This is a genomic window from Pseudomonas sp. RA_35y_Pfl2_P32, from assembly GCF_963970735.1.
In the GTDB taxonomy this organism is placed as follows: Bacteria; Pseudomonadota; Gammaproteobacteria; order Pseudomonadales; family Pseudomonadaceae; genus Aquipseudomonas.
Genome location: NZ_CAXAQF010000053.1, coordinates 1 through 2,178, shown reverse-complemented (window position 1 = coordinate 2,178; position 2,178 = coordinate 1). Strand labels below are relative to the sequence as shown.

1 protein-coding gene and 1 pseudogene are annotated in these 2,178 nt (G+C 58.7%); both read right to left on the bottom strand.

The genetic code is table 11. The features are described 5' to 3' along the window. On the bottom strand, positions 1 to 1,883 hold a 1,883-nt coding region (locus AACY45_RS26965; protein ID WP_339548474.1), incomplete at its 3' end, for an RHS repeat domain-containing protein. 205 nt (positions 1,884 to 2,088) lie between these two features. After that, a pseudogene (locus AACY45_RS26960) lies at positions 2,089 to 2,178 on the bottom strand (hydrolase); the annotation flags it as partial.

Here is a 2,178-nt window from a genome sequence, read left to right as displayed (position 1 = left end):
CCCAACCACCCCGCGTAATACCGGGCACCATAGTAATAAAGCCCGCTGGCATCCCGCTCCTTCCCCGAATACCGAATGGTCTTGTAATCGGCATCGACCTTCGAACGTGCTGCCCACCACGCCGTGCCTCCATAGGGGTAATAACCCTCATGACTGATGACGGCGGCGAGTTGATCCAGTTCCAGACTGCTGGACCCCAGGTGATCATCGATGCTGTAGCGCACCTGATCGTTATCGATACCATCCGGTGGTCCCTTGACCCAATGCAGGCATCGCACGCTGCCGCGGGCCAGTTGAACGTGAACAACCTGAAGCTCTTCGCGCTCATCGGCGGTGCGTATTTCCAGCCCTGGGAGATAGTGGACAACATCGTGATGGTTCACCGTGCGAGCCTGTCGGTTGCTGAACTTGACGGCGCGCGCTCCGGCGGCGTCGTAGCGATACCATTCGCCGTCATTGATACCGGTCGAACGCTGGACGTTGATGACACTTTGCAACTGATTGCGCGCATCCCAAGTCATCGGTTGGGCGCCGGGCACAAGGTATTGCAAGTTGCCGTTTGCATCGAAGTGACGGCTGAAGTCGGGAGCGTCCTCACCCTCGTTCCATGGCAAGGCGCGGTTGCTCTGTGGATCGACGTACATTCGGCGGCTGAACGGATTTTTATCACTTTCATGGCGCAACAAGGTCCGGTTGCCGCCTGCGTCGTACGCGTAATGTTCGCTGTAGTTGAGTAACTGACCGGGGTCGGCCGGGCTGGGTATGAGCAACTCCGGTAATCCCGGACTCTGCCCGGCCCCCGCCGTTTCACGACCCTTGGCGCTGGTCAGTTGGTAGAGGCTGTCATAGGTGTAGGTGTTCTCGGCAGCCACGCGCTGATTGTCGTAATGGCTGTCCGCCTGTGTGTGATCCACCAGCCGGAGGATGTTGCCGACCGGGTCGTACTCGTAACTCATCTCTTGCAAGCGCCGGCGTGTCGAGGTGGTCGCGATCAGGCGTTCCAGTCGGCCGTTTGCAGGCTGGTAGCTGGCAATGCTGGTGACATTGTTGCCGGCAATTTGAGTGAGCAATTGTCCTGCGGCGTTATAGTCGGCAGCCCTGAGCAACGGCTGTGATGCCAGGCCCTTGAGCGTCAGGTCGATGCGTTGCAGTTGCCCTGCCAGGTTGAAGTTGAATTGTCGTAGATGACCGCTGGCATCGATCTGTTCCAACACTTCACCCGACGGGCCGAATCGATTTTCGCTGGTGTAGCCTTCGCCGGGTTGTAGCAATGGGTCGCGATCGGCCTCGGTCGCCGGCCAGTTGGCCGACAGGTTCGCCTGATCTGGCAGGAAACGTCGGGTCTGGAGGATCAATCCGCCATTCAGGGCGATCTGCTTGAACCACAGCGTACCGGCCGAATCGTCATGGCGGATCAAACTCCCGCACTGGTTGCGCTCGGCGAACTCAGTCGAACTGTTGGCATACGTCAGGCGCTCGATGGTGCGTGAGTCTTCGCCCAAGGCATCTTCGTGGAGCGCGACGGGCCGACTTAGTGGGTCGTACTCGTGCTGCCAATGACTGCCTCGGCCATCCCACTGCTCCAGTACTTGAGCGGCGTCACCGGACAGACTCAGGCGCCACCCGGCATCCACGCTGTCAGTCAACAGCGCCGCACCCGACAGGCTGTAAAGCGTGGTCTGGTTCGGCCGGTGGGATGCTGAGAAAAACCGTGGGTCGCGTAGCGCCACTAACCGTCCGGCGGCGTCATTGTGCGCCGTGGAGATTTGAGCCACAGGGTAGTCAGACTCCACATCACGCAGGTAAGCCACTTGCCGTACCGCCATGCCACGGCCGTCTATCGCCGCTAGCGTTGGGGTATGGCGATGGATGTTCGCGTTCAAAGGAGAGTCCAGTTCGATCGCCGATTCGAGTGAATTCAAGCTATCAGCGACACTGGGCGTTGTAACCTGTCAGATCTGACAGGTCAGCCCTGGTTTTTAGAACAATATGCAGGTTTTCTCCTGCCTTTGATTACTTTTCATCAGGGCGTAAAAAAACCGGTCTGCCATTGCCTGCATACCGGTTCTTGTTGTGCCCTGTCAGTGTTTACTGCACTTCCACCGCCAGGCTGTCACTGATCTTTTTCTGCCAGATGGCAGGACCGGTGATGTGTACCGACTCGCCCTTGCTGTCGAC